The sequence below is a fragment of the Bradyrhizobium oligotrophicum genome (assembly GCF_051168495.1).
In the GTDB taxonomy this organism is placed as follows: Bacteria; Pseudomonadota; Alphaproteobacteria; order Rhizobiales; family Xanthobacteraceae; genus Bradyrhizobium; species Bradyrhizobium oligotrophicum_A.
Genome location: NZ_JBNPVB010000004.1, coordinates 407,401 through 433,001, shown reverse-complemented (window position 1 = coordinate 433,001; position 25,601 = coordinate 407,401). Strand labels below are relative to the sequence as shown.

The 25,601-nt window shown below is 66.7% G+C and carries 22 protein-coding genes; 9 read left to right on the top strand and 13 right to left on the bottom strand.

Annotated features, from left to right (window positions below; all coding sequences use genetic code 11):
* The first annotated feature begins 182 nt into the window (after nucleotides 1–182).
* Nucleotides 183–599, top strand: coding sequence for a MucR family transcriptional regulator (locus ACQR1B_RS11350; RefSeq protein WP_284418910.1), 417 nt, complete (start codon nucleotides 183–185; stop codon nucleotides 597–599).
* Between the two features lie 12 nt (nucleotides 600–611).
* On the opposite strand, the gene ACQR1B_RS11345 is transcribed toward ACQR1B_RS11350, so the two are convergent.
* The gene (locus tag ACQR1B_RS11345; protein ID WP_434831197.1) at nucleotides 612–1,037 is read right to left on the bottom strand and encodes a SufE family protein; all 426 of its coding nucleotides are present in this window, start codon (nucleotides 1,035–1,037) and stop codon (nucleotides 612–614) included.
* A gap of 74 nt (nucleotides 1,038–1,111) precedes the next feature.
* Nucleotides 1,112–1,570 carry a DUF5330 domain-containing protein gene (locus tag ACQR1B_RS11340; protein WP_434830852.1) on the bottom strand — a complete coding sequence of 153 codons (459 nt, stop codon included), beginning with the start codon at nucleotides 1,568–1,570 and terminating at the stop codon, nucleotides 1,112–1,114.
* Nucleotides 1,571–2,026: 456 nt separating this feature from the next.
* Between ACQR1B_RS11340 and ACQR1B_RS11335 the strand changes: the two genes are divergently transcribed.
* The 3 genes from ACQR1B_RS11335 to ACQR1B_RS11325 are packed head-to-tail and all read left to right on the top strand — an operon-like array spanning nucleotide 2,027 to nucleotide 4,874.
* Nucleotides 2,027–3,790: a PAS domain-containing sensor histidine kinase gene (locus tag ACQR1B_RS11335; protein ID WP_434830853.1), complete on the top strand. Its 1,764-nt coding sequence runs from the start codon at nucleotides 2,027–2,029 to the stop codon at nucleotides 3,788–3,790.
* Nucleotides 3,783–4,478, top strand: a complete 696-nt coding sequence (locus tag ACQR1B_RS11330; protein ID WP_434830854.1) for a peptidoglycan-binding domain-containing protein — start codon at nucleotides 3,783–3,785, stop codon at nucleotides 4,476–4,478. The genes ACQR1B_RS11335 and ACQR1B_RS11330 overlap by 8 nt, the downstream gene beginning before the upstream one ends.
* A gap of 51 nt (nucleotides 4,479–4,529) precedes the next feature.
* Nucleotides 4,530–4,874, top strand: coding sequence for a DUF1491 family protein (locus tag ACQR1B_RS11325; protein WP_434830855.1), 345 nt, complete (start codon nucleotides 4,530–4,532; stop codon nucleotides 4,872–4,874).
* A gap of 45 nt (nucleotides 4,875–4,919) precedes the next feature.
* Here ACQR1B_RS11325 and ACQR1B_RS11320 read toward each other — a convergent pair whose 3' ends face one another.
* Nucleotides 4,920–5,882, bottom strand: coding sequence for a DUF2336 domain-containing protein (locus ACQR1B_RS11320; RefSeq protein WP_434830856.1), 963 nt, complete (start codon nucleotides 5,880–5,882; stop codon nucleotides 4,920–4,922).
* A gap of 410 nt (nucleotides 5,883–6,292) precedes the next feature.
* On the opposite strand from ACQR1B_RS11320, the gene ACQR1B_RS11315 reads away from it, so the two are divergent.
* Together ACQR1B_RS11315 and ACQR1B_RS11310 are read left to right on the top strand one after the other, a co-directional pair.
* On the top strand, nucleotides 6,293–6,478 hold the full coding sequence (locus ACQR1B_RS11315) for a hypothetical protein (RefSeq protein ID WP_434830857.1): 186 nt from the start codon (nucleotides 6,293–6,295) through the stop codon (nucleotides 6,476–6,478).
* A 30-nt stretch (nucleotides 6,479–6,508) separates the two neighbouring features.
* A complete protein-coding gene (locus tag ACQR1B_RS11310) occupies nucleotides 6,509–7,258 on the top strand; it encodes a hypothetical protein (protein ID WP_434831198.1) in 750 nt (249 codons plus the stop codon).
* Between the two features lie 15 nt (nucleotides 7,259–7,273).
* Here the strand turns inward: ACQR1B_RS11310 and ACQR1B_RS11305 are convergent, their stop codons facing one another.
* From ACQR1B_RS11305 to ACQR1B_RS11285, 5 genes are all read right to left on the bottom strand, one after another.
* Entirely contained in the window at nucleotides 7,274–8,776 is a 1,503-nt protein-coding gene (locus ACQR1B_RS11305; RefSeq protein WP_434830858.1) for an acetyl-CoA hydrolase/transferase family protein, read from the bottom strand.
* Nucleotides 8,777–8,884: 108 nt separating this feature from the next.
* Nucleotides 8,885–9,388 (bottom strand): CYTH domain-containing protein, encoded by a 504-nt coding sequence (locus ACQR1B_RS11300; protein ID WP_434830859.1) that lies wholly within the window; start codon nucleotides 9,386–9,388, stop codon nucleotides 8,885–8,887.
* A gap of 114 nt (nucleotides 9,389–9,502) precedes the next feature.
* Entirely contained in the window at nucleotides 9,503–10,087 is a 585-nt protein-coding gene (locus ACQR1B_RS11295; protein WP_434830860.1) for a DUF1254 domain-containing protein, read from the bottom strand.
* The gene (locus ACQR1B_RS11290) at nucleotides 10,084–10,665 is read right to left on the bottom strand and encodes a DUF1214 domain-containing protein (protein ID WP_434830861.1); all 582 of its coding nucleotides are present in this window, start codon (nucleotides 10,663–10,665) and stop codon (nucleotides 10,084–10,086) included. The genes ACQR1B_RS11295 and ACQR1B_RS11290 overlap by 4 nt, the downstream gene beginning before the upstream one ends.
* 14 nt (nucleotides 10,666–10,679) lie before the next feature.
* Nucleotides 10,680–12,962 (bottom strand): transglycosylase domain-containing protein, encoded by a 2,283-nt coding sequence (locus ACQR1B_RS11285; RefSeq protein ID WP_434830862.1) that lies wholly within the window; start codon nucleotides 12,960–12,962, stop codon nucleotides 10,680–10,682.
* Between the two features lie 340 nt (nucleotides 12,963–13,302).
* Here ACQR1B_RS11285 and ACQR1B_RS11280 point away from each other — a divergent pair, with 340 nt between their 5' ends.
* Nucleotides 13,303–13,815 carry a YcgN family cysteine cluster protein gene (locus ACQR1B_RS11280; RefSeq protein ID WP_434830863.1) on the top strand — a complete coding sequence of 171 codons (513 nt, stop codon included), beginning with the start codon at nucleotides 13,303–13,305 and terminating at the stop codon, nucleotides 13,813–13,815.
* A gap of 182 nt (nucleotides 13,816–13,997) precedes the next feature.
* Complete coding sequence (locus ACQR1B_RS11275) at nucleotides 13,998–15,581, top strand: MDR family MFS transporter (protein ID WP_434830864.1); 1,584 nt, start codon at nucleotides 13,998–14,000, stop codon at nucleotides 15,579–15,581.
* A 178-nt stretch (nucleotides 15,582–15,759) separates the two neighbouring features.
* Here the strand turns inward: ACQR1B_RS11275 and ACQR1B_RS11270 are convergent, their stop codons facing one another.
* From ACQR1B_RS11270 to ACQR1B_RS11255, 4 genes are all read right to left on the bottom strand, one after another.
* Nucleotides 15,760–17,529: a cell envelope biogenesis protein TolA gene (locus ACQR1B_RS11270; protein WP_434830865.1), complete on the bottom strand. Its 1,770-nt coding sequence runs from the start codon at nucleotides 17,527–17,529 to the stop codon at nucleotides 15,760–15,762.
* Between the two features lie 12 nt (nucleotides 17,530–17,541).
* Entirely contained in the window at nucleotides 17,542–19,665 is a 2,124-nt protein-coding gene (locus ACQR1B_RS11265; protein ID WP_434830866.1) for an OmpA family protein, read from the bottom strand.
* Between the two features lie 249 nt (nucleotides 19,666–19,914).
* Nucleotides 19,915–21,519, bottom strand: coding sequence for an MBL fold metallo-hydrolase (locus ACQR1B_RS11260; protein ID WP_434830867.1), 1,605 nt, complete (start codon nucleotides 21,517–21,519; stop codon nucleotides 19,915–19,917).
* 46 nt (nucleotides 21,520–21,565) lie between these two features.
* A complete protein-coding gene (locus ACQR1B_RS11255) occupies nucleotides 21,566–23,098 on the bottom strand; it encodes a thymidine phosphorylase family protein (protein WP_434830868.1) in 1,533 nt (510 codons plus the stop codon).
* 379 nt (nucleotides 23,099–23,477) lie between these two features.
* Here ACQR1B_RS11255 and ACQR1B_RS11250 point away from each other — a divergent pair, with 379 nt between their 5' ends.
* Nucleotides 23,478–23,642, top strand: coding sequence for a Flp family type IVb pilin (locus tag ACQR1B_RS11250; protein ID WP_284418933.1), 165 nt, complete (start codon nucleotides 23,478–23,480; stop codon nucleotides 23,640–23,642).
* A 141-nt stretch (nucleotides 23,643–23,783) separates the two neighbouring features.
* Here ACQR1B_RS11250 and ACQR1B_RS11245 read toward each other — a convergent pair whose 3' ends face one another.
* Nucleotides 23,784–25,280 (bottom strand): porin, encoded by a 1,497-nt coding sequence (locus ACQR1B_RS11245; RefSeq protein WP_434830869.1) that lies wholly within the window; start codon nucleotides 25,278–25,280, stop codon nucleotides 23,784–23,786.
* Nucleotides 25,281–25,601 lie beyond the last annotated feature (321 nt).

The window sequence follows — 25,601 nt, the reverse complement described above, 5'->3', positions numbered from 1 at the left end:
CAACTGGCATTTGGTACACAGTACTGAGGCGAGGACAGACTTCTCAAGAAGAAGTCCTCACCTTATTGTCATTTTGCCAGTCATTCGCCCATATTGCTTGGAGAATTGACAGACGACGCGGTCCACTCGCCGCTCGTGATACTTGCAAATGAATCCTGTGCGGGAGCGGGGGTGAGTTTTCGATGACCGAAGGGGCCGGCAAGAGCTTTATCGATCTGACGGCCGACATCGTCTCGGCCTATCTCAGCAACAACCCGACGCCCGCGGCCGAGATTCCATCTCTCATCAGCCAGGTGCATGCGGCGTTGACCCGTGTCGCGGCGGGGCGCAGCGAACCCGCGCCGGAACCGACGCGGCCCGCGGTCCCGGTCAAGAAATCGATCCATCCGGACTATCTGGTCTGTCTCGAGGACGGCAAGCGCTTCAAGTCGCTGCGGCGGCATCTGCGCACGCAGTACAGCATGACGCCGGAACAATATCGCGACAAATGGAACCTGCCGCCCGACTATCCCATGGTGGCGCCGAACTACGCGGTCACCCGATCGCAACTCGCCAAGAAGATGGGCCTCGGCCAGCAGCGTCCCGAGCGCGAGAAGTAGCCGCGGACCGCATCACGAGGCTGCAGCAAGCGCCTCGCGGGCGTCCGCGCGGATGCGCTCGACCATGGAGCGCAAGCCGTTGGAGCGCTGCGGCGTGAGGTGCTCGCGGAACCCGAGCTCATCGAACACGGCGGGCGCATCGATCGTCAGGATCTCCTGCGGCGTCTGCCCCGAATAGAGCGTCAGCAGGATCGCGATCAGGCCGCGGACGATGTGGGCATCGCTGTCGCCGAGATAATTCAGCATCGGCACGGCGCCGCTGCGGTCGACGTGTTTCGACAGCCAGACCTGGCTCGCGCAGCCCTGCACCTTGTTCGCGGTGGAGTGCTCGTCATCCGGCATCGGCGCCAGCGTGCGGCCGAGCTCGATGACGTAGCGATAGCGGTCGTCCCAATCGTCCAGCAGGGCAAAATTGTCGCGAATGTCGTCGATCGTCATGGTGCTCATCGGTCCCGTCCGAACTCTGATATAGGCGTTCGGCGTGACGAAAGCGACAGCCGGTTCCGGTCCAGTCAGGGCGTCGGCGGCAACTGCCATTCGACGGCGAGATCGTCGGCCGAGAGCGTGTCGGCCGAGGCCTCGTCGCCGGGAACCGCGTCGCTCGCCGGAGCGTCGATCGAACCCGTGTGGTCGCTGCCGCGCTTGTCAAGGCTCGCGGGCTTCACCGGGCCGATGAACTTGTCTGCCGCGGATTTCTCCGGGACCTCGGGCTTGTCGGTGATGATCTGGTAGATCTTGCGCGCGCCTTCCTGGGCGCGGTGGCCGATCACGGTCGCGGCCTGGCCGCCGACTTCGCAGGCCTGCGGCTGGCGCTTGCAGAACTGGCTCATGTCCGAGACGGCCGCGGTCGCGGCCTGCACCGCTTCGTGCGCATTGATCTGCGGCAGCTTGTCCGCGTCGTGGCTCTTCTCGCGCGGCAGCAGCACCAGCACGAGCCCGAGCCAGAATGCCATCCGAAGCAGAAAGAACATCACGCAACCCCGACCGTGCTGCCGATCCCGCGTCCGTTCCTGACCGCGCAACCGAGATCGCAACTGCTTTGTTCTACGTCGCCACTGCTTGCATTGGCCTTAACTGGTTGAGATTTCGCGAAGCGGATCCCCGAACTTTTTTCGGCGTAAATTTTCTGTTGGCGAGAACCGAATGCGCCATGCAACCGGCTGACGGCAGCGAAGCTTTCGCAACCGCAGGCGCAGCCGGAAACGATGCATTCACCATCCCGGCCGAATGGCGTGCGTGCCGCAGTCTGGACCTTAGCGTTCGCTTAATGCGAGTCTGACACGGTGACTTCCGACGACAGGGGGCGTCCCGGCGCGTTCTCTTAAGTAGAGCGACCGATAGGCCGAGGCGCGAGAGCCGTGACTGTGTTGAGTATCATCCGCGATTGTCTCGATGCGTTATTGCATCCATCGGCTCGAACTGATGCGATGACGCGCGCGCGTCATCGCGCTTTCATCGCGCCGCGCCTGCTCGGCAGCCTCGCCGTCTTCGCCGTATTTCCCGCCTATCTTGCGATGCGCGGCGCGCCGAGCGCGCTCGAGGTCGGCGCGCTGGCGTGGCTGATCGGGCCGATTCTCCTCTCCTGGTATCTGTCGCGCACCGGCCGTTATGAGAGCGCCTGCGCGCTGTCGTCGCTGGCGCTGTCCGCGTTGATCATGGCGGTGTCGATCGAGACCGGCGGCATCGAATCCTTTGCAGCCGTGTGGCTGATCGTCGTTCCCCTGGAAGCCGCACTCTCCGCGTCGCGCCGCGTCGTCGTGTTCTCCGCTGCGCTGGCGCTGTCCTGCGCGCTGCTCCTGATTCTCTTTGGTCATGCCGACTGGTTGCCGAAGCCCGAGACCAACCCTGCCTTGCGCACCGGGCTGCTCGCCTTCGGCGTCGCCTCGGCCACGCTCTATGCCGCCGTGCTCGCCTTCGCCGCCGACACGCTCGCAAGGACCAGCGTGACGCTGCTGTCGATGGAGGAGGAGCGCTATCGCCTGCTCGCGCGCAACATGAGCGACGTGATCTCCCGTCACCGCCGCAACGGCGCCGTGATGTTCATCTCGCCCGCCATCGAGACGCTGCTCGGCGCGCCGGCCGCGCAGTTGCATGGGCACGGCCTGTTCGAACGCGTCCACGTCGCAGACCGGCCGGCCTATCTCACCGCGCTGTCCGAGGCCGCAGGCGGCAGCGAAGCATCCAGCGTCGAGTTCCGTCTCCGGCGCGAAGCGCCCGGCGAGGCCCGCGCCGTTCATCACCCGGCGGATTTCATCTGGGTCGAGATGCGGTGCCGTCCGCTCGATCACGCCGGCCTGCCGCCGACGGGATCGGAGCAGGAAGTGGTCGCGGTCATGCGCGACGTCACCGATCGCAAGCTGCAGGAGCAGGCGCTCGAACTGGCGCGCAGCGCGGCCGAGCGCGCCGACGCGGCCAAGACGCGGTTCCTCGCCACCATGAGCCACGAACTGCGCACGCCGCTCAACGCCATCATCGGCTTTTCGGAAATGCTGATGCAGGAGCAGGCGCTGGTGCTCAACGCCGCGCGGCGCCGTGAGTATGCACAGTTGATCAATGATTCCGGTCAGCATCTGCTTTCTGTCGTGAACGGCATCCTCGACATGTCGAAGATGGAGTCGGGCAATTTCGAGCTGACGCCAGAACCGTTCGCGCCGCGTGCGGCGCTGTTCAATTGCTGCAATCTTCTGGCGCTGCGGGCGCGCGAAAACGGCGTCGACCTGTCGGCCGATGCGCCGCACGACCTGCCGATCATCACCGGCGATCCGCGCGCCTTCAAGCAGATCGTGCTCAACCTGGTCTCCAACGCCATCAAGTTCACCGAGCGCGGCGGCCGCGTCACGGTCTGCGCCGGCGTGGAGGGCGCGCGCCTGCTGCTGCGAATCACCGACACCGGCGTCGGCATCGCAGCCGACGATCTCAAGCGTATCGGCGATCCGTTCTTCCAGGCCGGCAAGACGTACCAGCGTCGTCACGAGGGAACCGGACTCGGTCTTTCGATCGTCAAGAGTCTCGTGACCTTGCACGGCGGCGAAATGTCGATAGAAAGCAAGCTCGACGAGGGGACGACGGTCACGGTCGCTCTGCCGGTCAATTGCGTCGCCGAGGCGACGGCCGGCGCCACCGTTACGCCGTTGTCGCCCGCGCGTTCCGCCCCGGCGGGGCAGGTGATTCAGGTGAAGAAGAGTGCCTAGACGAGCTGCAGAGGATGATCAGGCGCCGCCGCGCCGTCGCAAGCGCGCCGCTGCGGCCACTGCAGTCGCCGAGGCCGTGGACGAGCGCGGCTGGCTGATGCGCGCCATGCTCTACAGCCCGAAGGATCTCCTTGCCGGCCTCCTGGCTTGCGCCGCCGCCAGCGCGATCATCGTCAATGCCGTGTTCCTGCAATCGGGCCCGCATCCGGCGCCGATGTTCGGTTCCATCGTCACCATTCCGCCGGCGCTCGCCAGTTCCAATCCATTGCCACGTCCGAGGCCGCTGGACGCCATCTCGCCCTTCGATCCGAAGGTGATCGAGACCCGGCCGCCCGAAACGCGCGCGACCGAGCAGAAGGCGGCCGACCAGCGCACCGCGGATACGCGTTCGGATCAGAAATATGCCGATCCGCTGGCCGACCTCGTCAGGTCCGTCAGCGGCGGCCAGGCCAACACGCCGCGTCCGCAGCCGACGCAGCAGGGCGGCAACGCCCGCCGGGTCGCCGCTGTTCAGCGCGCGCTGACCGAATATGGCTACGGCCAGCTGAAGCCGACCGGGATGATCGGCTCCGACACCCAGACGGCGATCCAGAAGTTCGAACGCGAGCGCAAGCTGCCGGTGACGGGACAGGTGTCGGATCGCCTGGTGCGCGAGCTTGCAATTGTCATCGGGCACCCGATCGAATAGAGCAGGCCATCGGCTGCCGATGGCAGCGCGCGTTCATTCGGCCCGAACATCATGCGATTGAAGACCAGCATCTGGGTCAGCGCCTATCTGCGCCGTTGCCAGTCGGCCGGCGTGTTCGGCGCGATCAGCCACCGCGGGGCGGAGGAGGCGGGTGCCGTCTTCATCAAGGTCGCACTGATGGATCGCACGGCTCAGCTTTACGTCCCGGCGCCGCAGACGGTCTACGACGACAGCCGTCCGTTCGAACGCCTGTTCGTTGCGGTGTCGCCGCAACCGATGCCGGAGTTCGAGGTCGACGAGCGTCTCCGCAAGGAGCTGCGCTTCGACCCGGATGCCTGGATCGTCGAGACCGAGGACAGGCAAGGCCGCCACTTCCTCGACCTCGCGCGCGAGTAGCCGTCGCCCAGCTGCATCGCGCCACGAGGGCGCGGAGGCCCGAGGTCAGCGTTTGAAGCCGTCAGTTCCGCTGCGCACGATCGGCTTTGCGGCCTGCGTGCCGGTCCGCGCGCCACCGGCGCGGACATGCGGCCGCTCATCGTCGTAGAGCGCCGTGCGATGTTTGGCCCTGAGTGCCGCCATCGCCGAGCCGCGCCACGCCGCCAGCATGATCAGCGCCGCGCGCTCGCTGAGGCGATCGTAGAAGCGCGACAGCCTGAACACGGTGTGGACGGACTGGCCCATCTCGGGCTTGAGGAACAGCAGCACGCGCTCGAACACCGCTGCTGGCATGCCTAAGGCCTTCACCGCGCAGGCGAGCGGCTCGCCGCTCTCGTCGCTCATCACCTCCTGGGTGATGCGGGCCGGCAGGATCAGGCTTTCGCCGAGCTCCGCCGTGAAGATCTCGACGTCGGCGTTGAAGGCGGCCATTTCCAGCGCTTCGATCGCGTGCGCCGCGCGATGCCGGGGTGTCGGCGCCGCCGGCTTCAGCGGCGCGGTTGCAAGATTCTCCAGGATCGCGATGCGCTCTTTCGGGGCGGCGCGCAGGAACATCTCGCTGAGCTCGGCGGCGTCTCTCGGCTGCATCGCCAGTCCGGCGGACGTGGAATCGTCGCGCATGGGGGCTTTCGCCGCGGGCGCTCGAAGCGCGGGCGGAATCAGACCCGCGAGCGGCAGCATCGCTTCGTCCTGCGACGGACGCAGTCCGAGCTTCCTCAGTATCTCGATCGGCGTGCCGGGATAGATGGCAAGGCGTGCACGCACGGCTGCACGGGTCGCATCGTCGACGTCGTCCACGAGTCGTGACACCAGCTCGACGAATTGCCGCTCCTCATCGGCCGAATGTGTGCTCGCCTGGACGTAGAGATCCGTCAGCACGCGCAGCAGGGTAGGCTTGATGTCGACGCCCTCGCGGCGCGAGAGCGTGAGCAACCCGTCGAAGCCGGGGAACAGCGATGATCTTGTCATGTCGGGTACGCAACTTCGGCAATCGTTGCGCCGATTAGAGCGGAGTAGTTTTAAAGCGCCGTTAAGGAAAACAATCGGTGAAGATCGGTCGAATTTTCCCGGCGTGTCCTACCCGGTGAGACAAAGGCGCAACGCTTGCTTGCCATTTCCCGGCCGGATGCACGCGATCCGTGTCCGGCGCGCCGCACATTAAGGACCTCTTAACCACGTCCTGATCTTAATCGACCCGTTCGATGATCTCGCCTTGGCCTCGTTGCGCCGCGGGTCTGATCTTCGCCGCGCCGGATGTCGCGTCGCCGCCTGGTGTGATGCGCATGCGTGATCGTCAGTTGTGCGTGCCCTCTTGCCTGCGAAGTTCGGGCGATGGGGAGTTTGGGGGGTAAGAACTTCGGGCACGAAAGAGAGTAGACATGGCGACCATCATTGAATTTCCGGTTGCCGCGCGTCGCGCGCGGCCTGCCGTGACCGGCGCGCCTCAGGAGGGCATGGGAACGATCCTGATTCTCCCCGTCGTTCGGATCGAGCGCGAGAGCACGACCGATGATCGCGGGCCCCGCGAGGGCGCCGCGCCGAGCCGGCGTCGACGTCGCCGCTGACAGCTCGGGGGAATTGGAATGCCGGCCATGATGGTTCCGGTCCGGCGTGTTGCGCCGGCCCTCGCTCTCCTTCTCACCGGCGGCCTGCTCGGCGCCTGCAGCGGCGGCGATTTCGGCCGCACCCGCGCCGATATGCGCAACGACGACATGCACAAATGGATCGGGGCGGAAGCCACGGCCAGCGTCGGCGTGAAGCCGTCGCAATTTCAGCTGACCGACAATGAGCGTCAGCTGCGTGATCTCGCTTACCCGTTGATCGAGCCGCCGCATTCGCGGCCTGCCTGGAAGACCGTGTTCGGCGACTACCAGCCGTCGGCCTCGCCCTGGCGCCAGAAGGTGGCGTTCGACCGCACCGCCTACGGCCGCGCTTTGATCGACGAGCCGCATCGCTCGCACGCCTCGCGCTATGCGCAGCTGATCGACGACGTCCGCGACGACATCTCGCGGTTCGAGCCGTTCTTCGCTTCGGCCATCCGCGTCATCGACCTCGACCGCAAGCGCGACGCCAGCATGAAATTCATGACCGAGCTGTCGCCGCGCGAGAAGGCCGATGCGGTCGCGCGCATGCAGGAGAATTCGCTGATCGTGCAATGGGTGCAGATCAGCCTGGAGCAGCGCGTGTCGTCCTATCGCTGGGCGCTGGAGCGGCTGGTGCTGCAGGCGCCTGACGGCATGGCCGCCGATGCCGATCGTCTCATCAATGAACTGGCGGCGCAGACCGCCAATCCGCCGGTCGCGGCGCGGCCCCTCATCGAGCGGCCGTTGACGACCCGCGGCTGAAGCCGTCGCCGGCGATCAGGCCGTGGGCGGCATCGGCTGAATGACGTCGAACGCTTCCTCGAGCAGATGCGGCGTGTGCTTGCCGGTCGCATCGCGGCAGGCCCGTTCGAAATAGTCCGACAGCGCCGGGCGGAACTTCGCGTGGGCAGCGTTTTCGATGATGGTGCGGGCGCGCCGCTTCGGCGACAGGCCGCGCAGGTCGGCCAGGCCGTTCTCCGTCACCAGGATCTGCACGTCGTGCTCTGTGTGGTCGACATGGGTCACCATCGGAACGATGCTGGAGATGGTGCCGTTCTTCGCGGTCGACGGCGTCATGAAGATCGAAAGATAGGCGTTGCGGGCGAAGTCGCCAGAGCCGCCGATGCCGTTCATGATGCTGCTGCCGCGGACATGGGTCGAGTTGACGTTGCCGTAGATGTCGGCCTCGATCAGGCCGTTCATCGCGATGACGCCGAGCCTGCGGATGACTTCGGGATGGTTGGAGATCTCCTGCGGTCGCAGCACGATGCGGTCGCGCAGGAATTCGATCTCGCGGTTGAATTCGATCGCTGCTTCCGAGCTCAGCGACAGCGCCGTCGCCGAGGCCAGATCCATCCGCCCCGAGCGGAGCAGGTTCAGCATGCCGTCCTGCAGCACCTCGGTGTAGGCGGTCAGATGCGGGAAGGGGCCGTCGTCGAGCCCGGCCATCACGGCGTTGGCGACGTTGCCGACGCCGGACTGCAGCGGCAGCAGGCTGCGTGGCAGCCGGCCCTGCCTCACCTCATGTTCGAAGAACTCGAGGATGTGCCCGGCAATTGCGCCGGAGACGGCATCCGGTGCCGCGAAGGTCGTGTTGCGGTCCGGTGCATGGGTCTCGACGACCGCGATCACCTTGTCGGGATTGCAGCGATAGGTAGTCTCGCCGATGCGATCGCCGGCGGCGATGATCGGGATCGGCTTGCGGTGCGGCGGCAGGCGCGTGCCGTAATAGACGTCGTGCATGCCGAGCAGCGCCGGGTTCATCCACGAATTCACCTCGATGATGACGCGGTCGGCCTGGTCGAGCCAGGTCTTGTTGTTGCCGATCGAGGTCGATGGAATCAGCCGCCCGTCGGGGAGGATGCCGGCACATTCGATCACGGCGATGTCGAGATGGCCGAGAAAGCCGAACCACACGAATTGCGCGACGTGGCTGAGATGCAGATCGATATAGTCGATGCTGCCGGCGTTGATGCGCTGGCGTGTGGTCGGGTCGGACTGGTAGGGCAGGCGCATGTCGATGCCGTTGGCCTTGGCGAGCGCGCCGTCGAGCTCGGGCGCCGTGGAGGCGCCGGTCCAGACACCGATGCGGAACGACTCGCCGCGCGCATGCGCGGCCTCGATGCGGCGCGCCAGCGCCAGCGGCACGGCCTTCGGGTAGCCCGAGCCCGTGAAGCCACTCATGCCGACATGGTTGCCCGGCTGGATCAGCGCGGCGGCATCGTCCGCCGACATGATCTTGGCGCGCAGCGCCTGCGACATCACCTGCGATGAACTCATCGAGCCAACTCCGTGCGCGATCGTTCGGACCGCCAAAACCGGCGCTGTTTAGCGGAGCCTCTTACGGGTGGTTTGACACGGGTCAATCCGCGACGGATCGTTCGCGCATCACAGGCCTGCAAGATGCGCGCGTCGTCGCTCTCGCACCTTCGCCGCGCGCGAGCGTTCCGTCAGCATGTTGGCCTTGCGGTAGCGCGGATCGCCGGTGACTTCGTCGCCGATCCAGTCCGGCAGCGTCACTGCGCTGGTTTCGCTCGGCAGCTCGATCTCGGCGATGACGATGCCTTCGAGCGGGCCGTGGTAGACGTCGACCTCCCAGATGCCGCTGTCGCCCGGCACGTAGTGACGGGTCTTTTCCAGGATGCGTCCCTCGCAATGCGCGAACATCGCCTCGGCATGATCGGCGGGAATGTCGTATTCGAATTCCTCGCGCGACAGGCCGCGCCGTGCGCTCTTCACGCAAAGCGTCGTCCGGTTGCCGTAGCAGCGGACGCGCACCTTGAGGCCGTCCTGACGGGCGACGAGACCATCGCGAAGATGCTCCCAATGCGTCGCCTGATCCCGCCAGGCATCGGTCTTGACGAGAAACTTCCGTTCGATCTCGAGGGGCATGACCTGATGGTGAGCGAAGCCCGATCCCTGCCGATGCGTATATCAGCCGATCGTCACAGCCACTACGCCACGAACGATGAAGAGACCGTTTCGGATGGGTATGAATCGCCGGGCTTACCGCTTGCCGCGCGGCTTTTCCGATTTCGCCGGCGGTTCGGTCTGCGCGCCGCAACTGGCCGCGGCCAGCGAGGCCTGCGCCTGCGGCATCAGGCCGGGCTCGGCGGCGAGCGCCTTCAACACGATCAGTCCGGTCGTGGTCGGCGAATCGATGATGAGCCGGTCGGCCGCGGTGATCTCTTCGTCCTCGGGCAGGTCTTCGTGCTGGGCCTCGGTCATCAGGTCGAGCTCGATCACGCGCTTGCCGGCGGAGCGATCGTTGATGGCGTAGTAGGCGATTTCGTTGCGCGTGTAGAACGACACCGACGTGTAGGCTTGGCTCACGGGGACCGTGAGCTTGATCGCGCCGTCGGACAGATCGTAGCGGCAGATGGCCATCGCGAAGGCCGGGTCCATGAACGGCATCGGCGAGTTGCCGGGCTCGGCCAGCGGCAGCGGCGTGACCGCGTTGAGCTTGGTCATCGGCGTCAGCCGCGAATAGGCGTCCTGGGTCGAGATGCGCGGCAGCGCCAGCACGCTGACGAGATGAACCACGCCGCCGAGCAGCACGCCGACCACCACGGTGAACAGCAGCCTGATCATGATGGGCAGCCCACGGTGGTGATCGAGGGCATCGGCGCATCGCGCTGGGTGCGGGTCGCCACCCCCACCGGCGTGTCATACAGCCGGAGCATCAGCGCGTAGCGCTCGATGCCGGCGGTCGGCAGCCAGTTGCCGGAGCGTGAGCGTGCGGCCACGCGGATCTCGAACGAGCCGTCGGCGCCGCGTACGAGCTCCTGGCTGGTGAAGCCGTAGCGCTGCAACGTATTGGCGACGAGGTGGCCCTTACGGTCGTACAGGGTGAGGGTCCAGAAGCGCGCCGGCGGCGTCACGCCGCTGACGAGGATGTCGCAGCGGCCGTCGAGCGGCTTCTTCTTGTCGTCCGCAGTGGCGGTGAAGGCGACGCCGTCGCCGGTGCCGATCGGCAGCTCGCCGTTGCGGGTGATCGTGGCGCGCGCATAAGGGTCGACGTCGGCGGTGCCGGTCTTCGGGCGCGCCGTCCAGGCGCCGATCGTGAGCGTGCCGAATTCGGTGCCCCGCGTCGTGGTCATCCAGGTCGCGCCGATGCCGACGCCGGTGGCGATCAGGAGCGTAACCATGGTGATGAAGAGCAGCCGCACGGGATTCGCTGTCGTCAGTTCTTGCGCAGGGCAGGGGTCGTCACGCCGTCGGCGGTCGCCGCGGCGTAGTTTTCAGGAAAGGCCAGCGCGCTCGACGACACCGGCTTGGCCGGCTTGCGCGGATCGACCGGCGCGGCCTTCTCGGCAACCCGCGCCGCCTCGTCCAGCATCTTCTCGACCTGGACCAGGACTTCGGCGCCGCGACGGGTGAGCACCGGAGGCGGACCGGGCTTGATTTCCAGCGTTTTCGGCTGACCGGCTTGCGCCATCGCGGCCGAGGCCGGCTGCTGCGGCAGCTTCTCGCCCATGCCGACGCCGGGCAGCTCCTTGACCTCGATGCCCTGATGCGCGGTGACCATGATGTCGTGCCAGGTCTGCGCCGGCAGCGAGCCGCCGGTCATGCGGTTGGTCGGCGAATAGTCGTCGTTGCCGTACCACACCGCGCAGGTGAAGTTGCCGGTGTAGCCGACGAACCAGGCATCGCGATAGGCGTTGGTGGTGCCGGTCTTGCCGGCGGTCGGAATGCCGTCGAGGGCGGCGCGGCGCGCGGTGCCCTCGCTGACCACGTGGCTCATCATGCCCGCCATGTCGGCGGCGACGGAGGCCGGGATCGCCTGCTTGGGCTTCGGACCGTCGCGGTCCCAGCGCCAGACCGGGTCGCCGGCGCCGGTGCGCACCTCGAGCACGGAATGCGGGGTCACCGCCTTGCCCTTGTTGGGGAAGGTGGCGTAGGCGACGGCGTGCTCCAGCACCGTGACTTCGTCGGAGCCGATCGGCATCGACGGCGTGTCGGGCAGCGGGGCCTTGAGGCCGAAGCGGCGGGCGACCTCGATGATTTTGGCGCGGCCCGCCTTGGGGCCTTCCTTGCCGCCGAGCGCGATCGACAGCTTGACCGGTACGACGTTGATCGAGCGGGTGATCGCCTGGGTCAGCGTCACCGAGCCGGAATAGGAGTGGCCATAGTTCTGCGGGCACCAATTGCCGATGCAGACCGGGCCGTCGACCACGATCGAGGTCGGCTTGAAGCCGTTCAGCAGCGCGGTGGTGTAGACATAGGGCTTGAACGACGAGCCGGGCTGCCGGTAGGCGTCGGTGGCGCGGTTGAACTGGCTGGCGCCGTAATCGCGGCCGCCGACCATGGCGCGGATGCCACCGTCGAGATCGGACACGACGGTCGCGGCCTGGGTCGCGTGGTAGTCGCGGCCGAACTGGCGGAGCTGGTTCTCGATCGCCTCGTCGGCGGCGTGCTGCACGTTCATGTCGATCGAGGTCCGCACCACGAAGACGCGCTCGGTATAGGATTTCGGGAACGTGTCGACCAGCTTGCGCATCTCGTCGAAGGCATAGTCGAGGAAGTAGTTGGGCGAGCTCTCGTCGCGGCGGTCGACCGCGAACGCCGGATTCCGGCGGGCGCCGAACACCTGGCCCTCGGTCATGAAGCCGGCATCGACCAGGTTGTCGAGCACGACGTTGGCGCGGGCGCGGGCTGCGGGCAGGTTGATGTGGGGGGCGAACTTGGTCGGCGCCTTGAACAATCCCGCCAGCATGGCGGCTTCGGCGAGGTTGATGTCGCGCACCGACTTGTTGAAGTAGAAATGCGCCGCGCCGTCGACGCCGAAGGTGCCGCCGCCCATATAGGCGCGGTCGAGATAGAGCTTGAGGATCTCGTTCTTGGTCAGCCGGGTTTCCAGCCAGATCGCCAGGAACGCCTCGTTGACCTTGCGCTCGATGGTGCGCTCGTTGGACAGGAACAGGTTCTTGGCGAGCTGCTGGCTGATCGAGGAGCCGCCCTGGCGGACGCCGCCGGCCTGGGCGTTGGTCACAAGCGCGCGTGCGGTGCCGGCGATGTCGATGCCGAAATGGTCGTAGAAGCGGCGGTCTTCGGTGGCCAGCGTCGCCTTGATCAGATTGTCCGGGAAGTCTTCCAGCGGAATCGAGTCGTTGTGCTTGATGCCGCGGCTGCCGATCGGGGTGCCGTAGCGATCGAGGAAGGTGACCGCGAGGTCGGATTTCTTGAGCCAGTCCTCGTCGGCGGTTTCCCGGAACGCGGGGATGGCGAGCGCCAGCAGCAGGACCAGGCCGCCGAGGCCGATCGTGGCGGCCTCCGAGAACGGCTCCACGAACACCCAGCGCTTCCAGCCGCCGACATAGAAGCGGTCCATGAACGCCGAATAGCGCTCATAGAGCTCGCGGGTCCCGCGCAGGGAGGAGAACAGCGCCGAATCGAATCGGGCGTCGAGATCCAGGCGGAAATTGTTGATCCGCTTCTTCCAATCGTCTGGAATGATCTGGCGCACGGGAACCCTGGTCGTTCGAAAGCGTGTCAGCTGGCTTCGAAAGCACGCAGCACGCCGGCTGGGCCTTCGAAGGGTCTTGCGCGAATGTTGCGGCAAACCCAAGGCACTGCGGTCGGGGCATCTCGACCGGAGCAGTCCCGAACCCAAGCCGCTTTGCCGGTGCCGCCGCCGGAATGGCTCGTTCCTCTATCTAACCGAGCGGGCAGCACAAACCAATGGTTCCGCTCACAATTTGATACACAAAGCTAACGTGCCGCTTCAACCGCAGGGCGCCCCTTGCGTCGCCCCGGGCGCGCCCCCTAGATGTCGCGCCAGGCCCCGCCCGATTGGATATGCCCGAATGACCGCACCGCTCAAACGACCCTCGGGCCAGGAGGGATCCTTTTGGAAAACCAAGACCTTGGAGGAGATGTCCGAGGCGGAATGGGAGAGCCTGTGCGACGGCTGCGGGCGCTGCTGCCTGGAAAAGCTCGAGGACGAAGATACCGGCGACATCTATTTCACCCATATCTCCTGCAAGCTCCTGGATGCAGGGCTATGTGCCTGCAAGGACTACCCGAACCGCTCCGACCAGGTGTCCGATTGCGTCCGGCTGACGCCGGAGAACGTCCGCACCCTGACCTGGCTGCCGCCGAGCTGCGGCTATCGCCTGGTCGCCGCGGGGCGCGATCTCTACTGGTGGCACCCGCTGATCTCGGGCGATGCTCAGACGGTACATGAAGCCGGCGTCTCAGTGCGCGGCCGGGTCGAGGGCACCGAGGACGACGTTCCGGACGACCAGCTCGAGGATCACATCGTGCAATGGCCCGTGCTGTTGCCCAAGCGCGCCAAGCTGAAGCGCCGGCCGAAATAGGCTCGATCACTTCGCATGCGCAGCACGTCACGAGGGGGCGACCGGTTCCGTGATGTGGTCCCGTGCCGTCGGGATGCACCCATGCGCGCGCCCTGCTGCCGTAAGAGAAATTTATGCCTTAAGTAGTTCGCTCAGAAGCGAGTTCGCGCGTCGCTCGTCGCGCCCGGCACAGCATTTATCCCATGAACAAGTTTGATCGGCAGAGCCCGTATCCAGCCGCGTCCCGATCCTTGCCCGAAGAGCTGGCCGCCGAACTGCCGGCGATTCCGCCGCAGGTGCAGGCGATCGAGGATGCCCGCCCGATCGCGGCGCCGGTGCCGCTGAGCCCGGCCGAGGTGCGCACCATCCTGATGAGCCTGTTGCTGACGATGTTCCTGGCCGCACTCGACCAGACCATCGTCGCGACCGCGCTGCCGACCATCGGCCGCGAGTTCCAGGACGTCTCCAATCTGTCGTGGGTCATCACGGCCTATCTTCTGGCCTCGACCGCGGTGGCGCCGGTGTTCGGCACCCTGTGCGACATCTATGGCCGTCGCGCGATGATCATCACTGCGCTCAGCCTGTTCGTGGTCGGGTCCGTGGTCTGCGCGCTGGCGCCGAACATGCCGGTCTTGATCCTCGCCCGCGGCCTGCAGGGGCTCGGCGGCGGCGGCATCATGCCGGTGGTGCAGACCGTGATCTCCGACGTGGTCAGCCCGCGCGAGCGCGGCCAGTACCAGGCCTATTTCAGCGGCGTCTGGCTGCTCGCCGGTCTGCTCGGGCCGGTCATCGGCGGCTTCTTCGCCGACCATCTGCACTGGTCGATGATCTTCTGGATCAACGTCCCGCTCGCGATCGCGGCCCTCGCATTGCTACTGCCGAAGATGGGCCGGCTGCCGGTCTTTCACCGGCTGCGCAAGGTCGACTGGGCCGGCGGCCTGCTGCTGATGGCCTCCGCCGTCATCTTCATGCTGGTGCTGACCTGGGGCGGCCATAAGCTTGCGTGGCTGTCGCCGACCATCCTGGCGATGATCGGCGGCGCGGTGGCGCTCGGGCTCGCCTTCGTCTGGCACGCCAAGCGGGCGGACGAGCCGTTCCTGCCGCTGTCTTTGATGGGTGGCAAGGTCGTGCCCTACGGCATGCTGGCGAGCGGCTGCGCGCTGGGCGCCCTGATCGGGCTCACCGTCCACCTGCCGCTGTACTATGAGCTGGTCTATCACCTCACGCCCAGCCAGGCCGGGCTCGGCCTGATTCCGATCGCGGCGATCTCGACCTTCGGGGCGGCGATCGCCGGCCGCACCATGGCTCGCGTCAAGCACTACAAGCGCGTCGCCATCGTCGGCACGATCATCGGCACCATCGCCGCCGCCGTGATGACGGTGACGACGCCGTCGCTCTGGGTGCTGATGGGGCTGCTGTCGATCTACGGCATCGGTCTCGGAACGGCGTTCCCGATCTCGGTGGTGTCGCTGCAGAACGCGGTCGACCGCTCGCAGATCGGCACCATCACCGGGGCGATGAACTTCTTCCGCTCGATGATGTCCTCGTTCACAGTGGCAGCCTTCAGCGCCATCCTGCTGATGGTGCTCGGCGCCGACATTTCGCTGGCCGAGGGCGCCCATGGCGCGGTCAGCGGCATCGCCGAAGCCGACATGATCCACGCCTTCCGCTTCGTCTACGCCGCCGCAACGGCCATGCTCGCCTGCGCCTCGGTCTGCATGATCCTGATGGAGGAGCGGCCGCTGGCCGGCCCGTCGCGCAACGAGCCGGTGGAGATGGCGGAGTAGCGGAGTAGGGTGGGCAAAGGCGCTGGGCACGGCCGTTCTTTGAGGCACACTCTTGGGCGCCGTGCCCACCGTCGTGCAGCCCATTTCGCCGCGAGACGGTGGGCACGGCGCCGCCACGATCGCATGTGAGGAAAGGGCACGGCAGCGCCTTTGCCCACCCAATCTTGCTTTGGCGCTGCTACTCGCGCGGCTGAACGCTCTCGACGTTGTCCTGCCCGCGCGAGCCGTCGTCGAGCGATGACGTCACCAGACCGGCCTCGACGCGTTTCGCGAACTCCGTCGTGCCGCCGTTCGCCAGCTCCCTGGCCTGGCCGATCCATTGCTCGCGCTCGATGCGCCCGGCAAAAGCCAGATAGGAGCCGACCCATTTGGCGTGCTCGGTCGTCCAGGCCGCGATCTGGTCGAAGTGCCAGATGCCGAGGCCGTGCAGCCGCGCCTCGTTCTGCTTGCCGATGCCCTTGATCAGCTTGAGGTCGTCGGCCTGGCCGCCGCGCGGCGCGGCAAGGCCGAGCGGCCGGGTGCCGGCATGCGCCTCCTCGTTCTCGACCTTCGGCATCAGCGCCGGCAGTTGCGCGCCGAGGTCGTTCGCCTCGTCCTCGCTCAAAGGGGCGTCGGCCTGATCGTCGATGGTGATCGCGCCCGACTTGACTGCGGTCGAATGCGCGGTGTCGAGGCCGGCGGCGAGCAGCCTGGCCTGGGCGATCCAGTGCTCGCGCTCGATACGGCCGGGGAACGCCATGTGATGGCCGACCCAGTCCGCATGCGCCGGCGACCACGCCGCGATCTGACTGAAATGATGTACGCCGATGTCGTTGAGCACCCGCTCGTTGTTCGGCCCGATGCCCTTGATGAGCTTGAGATCGTCGGCGGTGCCGTCGGGCGCGGGCAGGGCCGGCGGCCGGTCATCATCGGCCACTGCCATCGCCGGCGGCGCCGACGAGGCGGCGACCTCGGCCGCGAGCCGGTCCGCCTCGGCGTCCGCCGCGAGGCGTTCGGCTTCGGCCTTCGCCGTCGCTTCGGCGGCCAGCCGATCTGCCTCTGCTTTCGCCGCGGCCTCGGCGGCGAGACGATCGGCCTCGTCCTTCGCCGTGGCCTCTGCCGCGAGGCGCTGTGCCTCCGCCTCGGCCTTTGCCGCGGCCTCGGCGGCGAGACGATCGGCCTCGACTTTTGCAGCAGCTTCGGCGGCCAGGCGATCGGCCTCGGCTTTCGCCGCAGCTTCAGCCGCAAGTCGATCGGCTTCGGCCTTTGCCGCTGCTTCAGCGGCAAGACGGTCATCTTCGGCCTTTGCGGCAGCTTCGGCCGCGAGCCGGTCGGCTTCCGCCTTCGCGGCAGCTTCGGCGGCAAGGCGATCAGCCTCGGCTTTCGCCGCGGCCTCTTCCGCGAGACGATCGGCCTCGGCCTTGGCCGCGGCTTCTGACGCGAGCCGGTCGGCTTCCGCCTTCGCCGCAGCTTCAGCCGCCAGCCGATCGGCTTCGGCTTTCGCGGCCGCCTCTGTGGCGAGACGTTCAGCCTCCGCCCTGGCCGCAGCTTCGGCGGCCCGCCGATCGGCCTCGATGCTGGCCGCAGCCTGAGCCGCAGGCGACCGGTCGGCGGGGCGCGTTCCGGCCATCCCGGCCACGAACGCGACGCTGTTGGCCGGACCTCCCGGCGACATGGCGCTGGTGCTGCCGAGGCCGAAGAAATCCTTCAGATGTCCGCCGAAAAGGCAGCCCAACACATAGGCGCCGACCATCAGCAGGCCGACCTCCAGCCACAGCCCGGCCCGGCCCGGCAGCACCGAAAGCAAAGCCATCATGAGGCCGATGGCGATCGCCAGCGTGGTTGGCAGCAGCCAGCTTCTCGACCAGTCCGGTTGAGGAGCATTCGACCAAGTCTGCCAGCCGACGAAGCCGCCGATCAGAGCGGCGAGCAGGATCCAGAACGGGAATGTCGCAAGGTCGTACATCATGATGTCAGCGCCTTACTTGACGACGAATTCGATGCGGCGGTTCTGCGCGCGGCCTTCGGGCGTGTCGTTCGAGGCCACCGGCTTGGTCTGGCCGTAGCCATCCGAGGTCATGCGCGAGGTGTCGAGGCCGGCCGCACTGATGTAGTCGACCACGGCGGCCGCACGCCGCTTGGAGAGGTCCAAATTGGCCTCTTCTTCGCCGACATTGTCGGTGTGGCCTTCGATCGCGATCGTAGCCTCCTTGCAGCGCTGGGCGACTTCGACGATGTGGTCGAGCAGCGCCAGCGAGTCACGGCTGAGCTCGGCGCTTCCCGTGCTGAAGCGGATCCGTCCCTTGGCGAGCAGGCCCTCGAACGCCGGCTGGCACTCCGCGACAGGCAGAGCCGGGCTCTCCGGCTTGACCCCGATCTTGACCTCGTCGAGCTTGAGATCGCCGCCGACGGCGTCGGCGAGCTCCTTGCGGACCTGCTCGGCGGACTTGTCGTAGATCGCGAGTCCGTCCAGCGAGAGCGTTGCGTCCTTGGCGCTGAGGCCCGCCGACCACAGCCGCGCCAGCGCCGGGAACGTCGCCTTCAGCGATTTGACGAAATCCTTCGGTGCGCCGTCGCCGATCTTCAGGCCGTCCTCGACCGTGTCGGTGACGAAAGCCGCCGTTGCCGCGCCGACCAGGTCATGGCGGGCGGCGTCGTCGGGCACGTAGCCGCTCAGCCGGACGCGGCCCTCCTGCTTCTGCAGCCCGAAGGCGTAAGGCGACACCGGACCGTCGCGCACGTCGACGGCGGCGATCGTGAACGGCGCGGGCAGGGCGCCCGCGAGTTCGTCGCGCACCGCGGCGCCGGTGACGTTGGCAAGGCCGACGCCGCTGAGCGAGACCTTGGAGTCGTCGATCGCGGCACGGCCCTGCGCGAGCTTGGCGAGCACCTGCAGCAGGCTCGCGCTCGCCTTGGCCACGTCGCCATCGGGAGCGCCGCGCGCGATGCCGATCTCGCTTTTGACGGGCTTGCCGTCGAACTGTCCGCTTGCGGCGCCGAGCATCGCTTCGCGCACCGCGGCGGCGGGCGCGAGGCCGGCCAGGCTCAGGCCGGAGCCGTTGAACTCCGCCGACCAGCGATAGGGCTTGATCTCCGGCGGCACGATGTCCGCCTTCGCCAGCGTCAGCCCGGCCGGCAGCTTGCCGACGGCGGCCAGGATCTCGTCATAGGCGGCCGTCGAGGGCGCTTCGCCCGCGATCATGTAGTTGGCATCGGAGAGGACGACGCGCCCCGTGCTCAGCCGGGACAATTCGGCCAGCGCGTAAGCCGTATAGGCGTTGAAGTCCCCCGCCGGTGCGCCGCGCGCGATCTGCATGTGGTGCATCACCGACGACCCGGGCCAGGCCTTGACCGCGGCGGCTTCGAGCGCGCGCCTGATCTCGTCGGTCGGAACGACGCCGGACATCACCACCGACTTGTCCTCGCGCACCGCACTCCAGATGAAGGGCTTGGCCTCGGGCGGCAGAATGGCGGCATTGGCGAGCACGGCGCCGCCGGGCAGCTGCCGCGTCGCCGCAATCGCCGCCTCGTAGATGTCGGACGACGCGGCCGTGCCGGCGATGGAATAGGCCTTGTCCGCCAGCGCGAACGTGCCGCCATTGAGCCTTGCGGCCTGGACCAGCCCATGGCCGGCGATGGCAGGAAATTCGGCTGGAGCCCCCAGGGCATAACCGAGTCGATCGACGACCTCGCCGCCGGTGGCTGCGGCGCGGGCGGCGGCGACAACGGCATTGCGGATCGCGGGTGTCGGCACGCCGCCTTCGAGCACCAGCTGGGTGCCGTTGCGCGCGACGCGGAACGTGTAGGGCTTCGGCGCCGGGAGCTTGTCGTAGCTGCCGTCGACGAGCCGGACGCCGTTGACGGCCGCCGCGTCGCTCAGCCGGTCCGGCTGATCGGGGCTGAACTCCGGTCCCTCGATCCGGACATCGCGGCCCGCGACGGAGAGCTTCAGCGCCGCGGCGGTATCGGGGGCGGCCGCCGCGACGGCGGCGCGCGCCCGCGGCGCAATATCGTCTTCGACACCGGCTGTCTTGAAGATCATCGCCGCGAACCAGAGCACGGCGACAGCGATCAGCCCCGTCCACCATTTCGATGGTTGATGCATGTGAGAGCCCCTGTTTCCCCACCTGCGTCCGGTTCACCCGGATCGAGCAGTCGCCGCGAACCACGTGCCGAGCGTATCAGAATCATCTCCGGAGACCAGCCGTCTGTGCGTGGTGCCTCGGCTGTGCACAAGCCTAGATGACGTGCAGTCGGGCAACCGTATCCTTCGATCGCGTCCTGGTCGCTTGGCGGACCGGTCGAGGGTGCGATCAAAGTATGACCGTTCGACGACCGGCGGGCCAGGGTCACGTCACTCCTCGAGTGCCCGTTTCAGACGGCGGATGATGACGCCGCGGGCGCGATCGTCGGCCGCCTGCTCGATGCGGTCGTGGATGTCGAGCAGCAGGCCGGACATGTCGTTGTGCCAGTCGAGCCGGGTCACGGCTTCCGGTGCCAGACGCCGCCGGTGGGTCACATCGAGCAGCGTCGGTGCCGCGCCGGTGAGTTCGTAGACGTCGTCGAGCAGGGGCGAGAACACCTTGGCTGACGGCACGATCCGCTCGGCGACACGTTCGGCCAGCGCGGCGATCGCGGCCTCTTCGCCATGGCACAGGAAAAGCCCGCGCCCGATCGGGCGGCGGGCCGCGATCCAGCGCGCGATCTCGGCGCCGTCGGCGTGACCCGAGTAGTCGTCGATCATGCGGATGCGCGCGGCAACCTTGATCTCCTCGCCCTGGATGCGCACCGCCTTGACGCCGTCCTGCAGGAAGCGGCCGAGCGTGCCGTTGGCCTGGTAGCCGACCAGCAGCACCGTGGCCCGGCTGTTCCAGAGCCAGCGCTTGAGATGATGGCGGATGCGGCCGGCGTCGCACATGCCGCTGGCGGCGATGATGATGTGGAAGCCGGTCAGCCTGGCGATCGCCTTGCTCTCGTCCACCGTCTCGGTGAAGCGCAGATGCGGCGACGACAGGAGACGGCCGACATCGCTGCCGCCATCGAGGCTCTCCGTGTGCGCCCGAAACACCTCGGTGGCGTGGATCGCCAGCGGCGAGTCGAGGAAGATCGGCGCGGCCGGAATCTCGCCTTGCTCCATCAGGCCGACGAGATCGACGATCAGCTCCTGCGTCCGCTCGACCGCGAAGGCCGGAATCAGCAGCGCGCCTTTCACGGCGGCTGCGTCGCGCACCTCGCCGGCGAGGCGGCCGCGGCGCAGTTCCGGCGTGGTCGGCTCGCGGATGCGGTCGCCATAGGTGGCTTCCGAGATCACGTAGTCGAAACCTTCGGGCGCCTTGGGATCGGGCTGCAGCAGCTTGGCGTCGGGACCGACATCGCCGGAGGCGAGCAGCCGCAGCGGCGCGCCGTCTTGGCCGAGTCCTTGGCCTTGTCCTGCGAATTCGATCTCGATCGAGGCCGAGCCCAACAGATGTCCCGCATTCCAATAGCGGGCGCGGACGCCGGCAATGATGTCCGTCCAGGCCTCGTATGAAACCGGCTGGAAGTATTGCAGCGCGGCGATCGCGTCGGCCTGGGTATAGATCGGGCTGACCTCGCCGCGGCCGCGCGCAATGTTGCGGCGGTTCAGCGCCAGCACTTCCTGCTCCTGGATGTTGCCGGCATCGGGCAGCATCCATGAGCACAGATCGATGGTGCCGCGCGTGGCGAAGATCTTGCCGTCGAAGCCCATGCGCACGAGCTTCGGCAGCAGGCCGCTATGGTCGATATGGGCGTGCGTCAGCAGCACGGCGTCGATGTCGGCGGGACGGAACGGGAAGTCGCCGTAGTTGAGCTCCTTGAGCGTCTTCTGGCCCTGAAACAGCCCGCAATCGATCAGGATCTGGCCCGTGCCGGTCTGCAGCAGATAGCACGACCCCGTGACGGTCTGCGCGGCGCCGCAGAAGCGAAGGGTCACACTCATGCGGCGGTCTCCGACAGACGATGCAACGATGGTCGATCACGGCTCATCAGCGATGACTGCTCGGGCCTTCGGCGAAGGCGTAGCCGTTGTCGGCGCCGGCGGCCGCTGTGGCCAGATCATGCTCCGACGGGTCGCAGGTGAACACGCGATAAAGTGGCTCACCCTGGTCGACGCGATCGCCGATCTTCTTGAACAGCCTGATCCCGGCGCCCTTGTTGACCGGCGCGCCGGCGGTGCGCGCGAGGCGGTTCAGCCTGAGGCAATCGATCGCGGAAACGATGCCGTCGCGCTCGGCCTTGACGTCGAAGGCGAGGTCGCCGAGCTCGCTGCGGCTCGTCGTCGGTCCCTGGGCATCGATGATCTTCATCATCTGCTTCAGCGCGGCGCCGCTGTCGAGCAGTTCGCGCGCGCGTGCATAGCCGGCGCCGCCGCGCAACTTCGGATCATATTCGAGCAGATGCGCTGAAAGCCGCAGCGACTTCTCGCGCAGATCCACCGGGGCGGACGGCTCGTTGCCCAGCACCGCCATCACGTCGCGCGCCTCCAGAACGGGCCCGATGCCGTTGCCGATCGGCTGGCGGCCATCGGTCGTGATCACCTCGACCTTGAGGCCGAACCGGTCGCCGACGAACTCGAACAGCTTGCGCAGGCGCATCGCCTCCGCACCGCTGGTGAGCTTGGCCGTCGGGCCGACCGGCAGGTCGAGCAAAAGATGCGTCGAGCCGGCCGCGAGCTTCTTCGACAGGATCGAGGCCACCATCTGCTCGCTTGTGTCGAGGCTGAGCGGACGTTCGACGGAAATCAGGATGTCGTCGGCCGGCGACAAATTGACGTGGCCGCCCCAGATCACGCAGCCATTGCAGGCGGCAACGATCGACTTCATCTCCTCGACGCCGACATTGACCCGTGCCAGCACCTCCATCGTATCGGCGGTGCCGGCGGGCGAGGTGATCGCGCGCGAGGAGGTCTTCGGAATGGTCAGGCCATGGGCGGCGACGATCGGCACCACGACCATCGAGGTCCGGTTGCCGGGAATGCCGCCGATGCAATGCTTGTCGACCACGACCGGCTCGGGCCATGTCAGCTGCGTGCCCGCATGGGCCATCGCGCGCGTCAGCGCCAGCAACTCGCCCGACGTCATGAAGCTGGCCGAACCGATCAGGAACGCGGCGATCTCCATGTCCGAGTAGCGATAGTGGGTGAGGTCGTCGATCACGGCCGCGATGGCCTGGTCGCTCAAGGTTTCGCCCCGGATCTTGGCGCGCACCGCCTCCATGCTGTCGGGCGGGGGCGCGGGCGAGACGGTTGCAAGCGTGCCGGCCGGCTCGGCGAAGCGCCGCAGTGCCGGCTCCGACAGGCCGATCTCGTCCGGGCCGACCAGGGCGTCGTCATCAGTGATCAGGAGAGTCGCCAGCAGCGTTCGCGAGTTGCAGCGCAGCTCGACCCGGCTGAAGCCGCTGATGACTTCGGGCCGCAGCGCCCTGGACCGGCGCGAGATCACGACCACGTTCTCGCGTCCGGTGTCGAGCGCGACGCTGCGGATCTTGAGTTGCGGCCGGGCGGAATCTGCTGTGATCATGGGCGGGATGACCATCCCTACGCCCGTCGCCGCCATGCCCGTTGATCCAGATCATGTGGCGCCGTCCCGGCGGAGGAGGCGAATTTTTTCTGCATGTGTCAGGCGGGAAATCGCGAGGCAGCTTAGCCACGGCCAGCCGAAGCCTGTGACCCCGAACAAATGTAGTAACTTCAGTCGTTTACGGTGTATTTTTCGATCCTGAGACCGGGCCGGCGGGCGCAGGCGGCTCGGTGCGGCGTGCGAATCGGAGCATCTCGGATACCTGATCAGGTTAACCGATTGTTCAAACCGATGACCGAGGGTTCCGTGGGGCGTCCGTCCCGGCCTGTTCGCGCGCGATTGCGGCGCGTCTGATGATCGAGCCCGACCGGAGTGGTAGATGCGGCAGTTGATTGCGAGCTTCCTGAAGAATCAGGCTGGCGCGACCTCGATCGAATACGCCATCATTGCCGGTGGATTGAGCATCGTGATCCTGGCGGCCGTCAACGGCCTGGGATCGGGCCTCAGCAGCAAATTCACCTCGATCAACAGCTCGATCAAGTAGCGGGTCGATCGAAATTGGTGACGTCGCCGCCTCTGTGTTCCGTTCTCCCTGCATGACGTGTTGCCCTGCGTCCAAAGAAAGAGCCTCCGGCGGGGCATCGCCGGAGGCTCTGGGAGCAGTTGGAGGTTCAACCTTTGGGCTTTACCAGTTGCGCTGAGCCCGCAGCACCATGCTCACCGTGTCCTGGTCCTTGAGCTGGTAGATCGCAGCCGGCTTCGCCGTGCTGGCGATCGCCGGGGCAACCGCCGTCCCCGAGTACTTCTGGTCGAGGTGGCTGTAGGTCACGTCGGCCGAGAAGGTCAGGTTCTTGACCGGCGTCCATCGCGTAATGAGGCCGATCTGTCCGAGGTTGAAGTCGGGGTTGCAGGTCGAACCAGCCGTGAGCATGCCGGTCGCGGCGATGCCCGCGCAGATCAGGCTCGATCCCGTCTGTCCGTAGCGAACCTGGGCATAGGCGCCGTACAGCGCCGTGTTCCAGCGCGGGTCCCAGTTGTGGGTGAAGGCGCCGCGCATGCCCCAGGTCTGCACGGTCGATAGCCCCGTGCCCGCCCCGAACACCGCATCGGCAACGCCGGCGAAGCCGACGCTCTGATAGGCGCCCGCCACGCTGGTGCTGCCGTACATCGAGTAGGATGTGCCGGCCAAGCTCTGGAAGTTGTAGCGGCTGGCACCATCGGTGTAGACCGCCTGCAGATTGACGACGTCGCCCGGACCGGTCGGGATGTTCTTGATCGACAGCGCCAGTTGGGCCGCCCAGCCCCATTTGTCGGACGGGTGACCCGAGGTCTCGCTCGCGCCGTAATAGGCGGTATGATTATCATGCGCGGCGAACGACGCCTGGAATAGGCCCCACGCCTGGTCGATGCGAACCATGCCGATGATGTCGGGGGACACGTTGCCGCCGATGCTGTTGGAGCCGTAGCTGCCGCCGACGACACCCGCGGCGGTGATCCCCGAGGTGTTCCAGATGTTGGTGGTGAAGAACTGCGACTGGTCTTCGAGCGAGACCGCGGCGCTGATGCCCTGGCCAAAATCGGCGGTGTAGGTGAACTGGTTGACGCCGTTGACGGAGCCGCTGCCGCCGACGAGGCCGTCGAAATTGTTGCCGGGATAGTTGGTCCAGGGCGCGTCGAACGTCGACACTGCCTTACCCATCGTGAAGCCGGCGAACTGGATGAATGCGTAGTAGACGCCGAGCGTACCGCCCGAGATGGCATCGCCGGAATAAGCCGTAGCACCGCCGCCGGTGCCGGCGGTGGAACCCGAGGTCCAGGTCAGGACGGCATCGAAATAGGTGCGGACCACGCCGTATTCGGTCGCCGTCCGGGTATCGATGTTGAGATCCTCGCGCGAACGCATCTGATAGCGATTGCTCAGGCGGTTGTCGGCGCCGGCCACGCCGCTATAGGCGCCGCCATAGTTGCTGTTGGTCCAAAGCGCGGTTTCGGCGCGCACATAGCCGCCGAGCTTGATGCAGGTGTCGGTTCCTGGAATGTAGTAGAAGCCCGTGCCGTACAGCGAGCACACCTTCACATATTCGACGGCTTTGGCCTTCAGAGGCAGATCTGCGGCCTGAGCCGCCGCGGCGGATAATATCACTGCTCCCGTTCCGAGAAGCAGGCCCCTGATCGTCTTCATTGCGATGTCTCCGTTGATCGGCGATCCACACGGCCCCCCGCGTGTCGCCCCTGGCTTCGCCAGATTGCTGTTCTCACACCCACGCTCCGGTCGGCCCCCGGTCCGATTTGCTGAATGATCGAACGAAGTGTGCATGAGCCGATTGCAGTTGATGAATGTGCTGGTGTTGGCCCGTGTTTCACTGGGTCGTTGTTAACACGCTGCCCGCTCGCGCCAGATTCGACGCGGTCACGCCGCCTTTGTGACCGCGCGGTATCAATTTGTTAATGGCGATATTCGTGAATAGGGTAGGTGGGATTCCCGAACAATCATCGTGTGGTG

Bases quoted from the DNA above. Each gene is read 5' to 3' on its own strand.
- ACQR1B_RS11280 (WP_434830863.1), top strand. From the start codon at position 13,303: ATGACCGCACCGCTCAAACGACCCTCGGGCCAGGAGGGATCCTTTTGG.
- ACQR1B_RS11315 (WP_434830857.1), top strand. From the start codon at position 6,293: ATGGCGACCATCATTGAATTTCCGGTTGCCGCGCGTCGCGCGCGGCCT.
- ACQR1B_RS11310 (WP_434831198.1), top strand. From the start codon at position 6,509: ATGGTTCCGGTCCGGCGTGTTGCGCCGGCCCTCGCTCTCCTTCTCACC.
- ACQR1B_RS11325 (WP_434830855.1), top strand. From the start codon at position 4,530: ATGCGATTGAAGACCAGCATCTGGGTCAGCGCCTATCTGCGCCGTTGC.
- ACQR1B_RS11245 (WP_434830869.1), bottom strand. From the start codon at position 25,280: ATGAAGACGATCAGGGGCCTGCTTCTCGGAACGGGAGCAGTGATATTA.
- ACQR1B_RS11305 (WP_434830858.1), bottom strand. From the start codon at position 8,776: ATGAGTTCATCGCAGGTGATGTCGCAGGCGCTGCGCGCCAAGATCATG.
- ACQR1B_RS11300 (WP_434830859.1), bottom strand. From the start codon at position 9,388: ATGCCCCTCGAGATCGAACGGAAGTTTCTCGTCAAGACCGATGCCTGG.
- ACQR1B_RS11320 (WP_434830856.1), bottom strand. From the start codon at position 5,882: ATGACAAGATCATCGCTGTTCCCCGGCTTCGACGGGTTGCTCACGCTC.
- ACQR1B_RS11295 (WP_434830860.1), bottom strand. From the start codon at position 10,087: ATGATCAGGCTGCTGTTCACCGTGGTGGTCGGCGTGCTGCTCGGCGGC.
- ACQR1B_RS11250 (WP_284418933.1), top strand. From the start codon at position 23,478: ATGCGGCAGTTGATTGCGAGCTTCCTGAAGAATCAGGCTGGCGCGACC.
- ACQR1B_RS11255 (WP_434830868.1), bottom strand. From the start codon at position 23,098: ATGATCACAGCAGATTCCGCCCGGCCGCAACTCAAGATCCGCAGCGTC.
- ACQR1B_RS11270 (WP_434830865.1), bottom strand. From the start codon at position 17,529: ATGATGTACGACCTTGCGACATTCCCGTTCTGGATCCTGCTCGCCGCT.
- ACQR1B_RS11275 (WP_434830864.1), top strand. From the start codon at position 13,998: ATGAACAAGTTTGATCGGCAGAGCCCGTATCCAGCCGCGTCCCGATCC.
- ACQR1B_RS11345 (WP_434831197.1), bottom strand. From the start codon at position 1,037: ATGACGATCGACGACATTCGCGACAATTTTGCCCTGCTGGACGATTGG.
- ACQR1B_RS11350 (WP_284418910.1), top strand. From the start codon at position 183: ATGACCGAAGGGGCCGGCAAGAGCTTTATCGATCTGACGGCCGACATC.
- ACQR1B_RS11340 (WP_434830852.1), bottom strand. From the start codon at position 1,570: ATGTTCTTTCTGCTTCGGATGGCATTCTGGCTCGGGCTCGTGCTGGTG.
- ACQR1B_RS11335 (WP_434830853.1), top strand. From the start codon at position 2,027: ATGACGCGCGCGCGTCATCGCGCTTTCATCGCGCCGCGCCTGCTCGGC.
- ACQR1B_RS11265 (WP_434830866.1), bottom strand. From the start codon at position 19,665: ATGCATCAACCATCGAAATGGTGGACGGGGCTGATCGCTGTCGCCGTG.
- ACQR1B_RS11260 (WP_434830867.1), bottom strand. From the start codon at position 21,519: ATGAGTGTGACCCTTCGCTTCTGCGGCGCCGCGCAGACCGTCACGGGG.